This is a genomic window from Neisseria sp. P0021.S005 (assembly GCF_051956955.1).
This window is the reverse complement of sequence record NZ_JBQCWY010000821.1, coordinates 1-852: the sequence shown is the minus strand read 5'-3', so window position 1 is coordinate 852 and position 852 is coordinate 1. Positions and strand designations below refer to the sequence as shown.

Annotated in this window: 1 protein-coding gene; it reads right to left on the bottom strand. The window is 45.3% G+C overall.

All coding sequences use genetic code 11. The features are described 5' to 3' along the window. Positions 1–152 precede the first annotated feature (152 nt). Positions 153–852 (bottom strand): DUF2868 domain-containing protein (locus ACTHUE_RS19545; RefSeq protein WP_440424230.1); only part of this gene is annotated, 700 nt, incomplete at its 5' end.

The following is an 852-nucleotide window of genomic DNA, read 5'->3' as shown; positions in this document are numbered from 1 at the left end:
ATATTAAAAAATGAAAACATAACGGATAGTCAAGAAATGATTAAATTTAAATTGGTTATATCATCAAGACAGCAAGACAATATTAAAAACAAGCTTCCAAGTTGCGATAAAAGGTCGTCTGAAAACTTTTCAGACGGCCTTCGGTTTATCTGTCAAATAGCGCTTTGCCGTTTTTCTTGTGCCAAACGGGTCGGTTCCAGCCAGGCAATGTTTCTTTCTGCCAGCGCATCGCGCCAATAATCCAGTTTGGTATCCAAATCTTCAGAGAAACTGTCTTGATTCAAAAGTTGAATGATAACGCCGCCGTCCGTAGCTTCAGCCAAGCGGCTGATTTGACGCAAAATGCCGCGATCGGGAACAGTTTGCGTGCGTACGCCGATGAGAAGTTGCGCCGGAGTTTGTTTCAATTCGGCTTCCAATTGTTCCAAATCTTTTCTGCCGGCGGCCACACCTTTGTCTATCCATTCTTGCGCCAAAACGCCGGAAAACCAAAGCGGATCAGGCCATTCCGTTTCCAGTGTAACAGCCCATTTAGGCGCATTATTCAGCGTAATTTTAGATGAAACGGGAACGATGTTTTCCTGAAAATCATCGGCATCAACAATCTTCGTTTGCCATGTGCGAAGGATGTTTTGATAGTAGGGCTGATTCAAATCCAAACATTCGCGCAGGGTTTTTAAAGTAATCTTGCAAGCCAGCCAAGCAAGCAAGCGCGGCAGAATGCCATAGCAGATAATGCTGCCGATGAGTAAGCCTGCCCAAGCGTGTGCATCTTCGATATGATTGTTTAGACGGCCTGCAATTACGGCCTGACTGTCGGGAACAGGAAAGCCCAAATGTTCCGGCAACCAT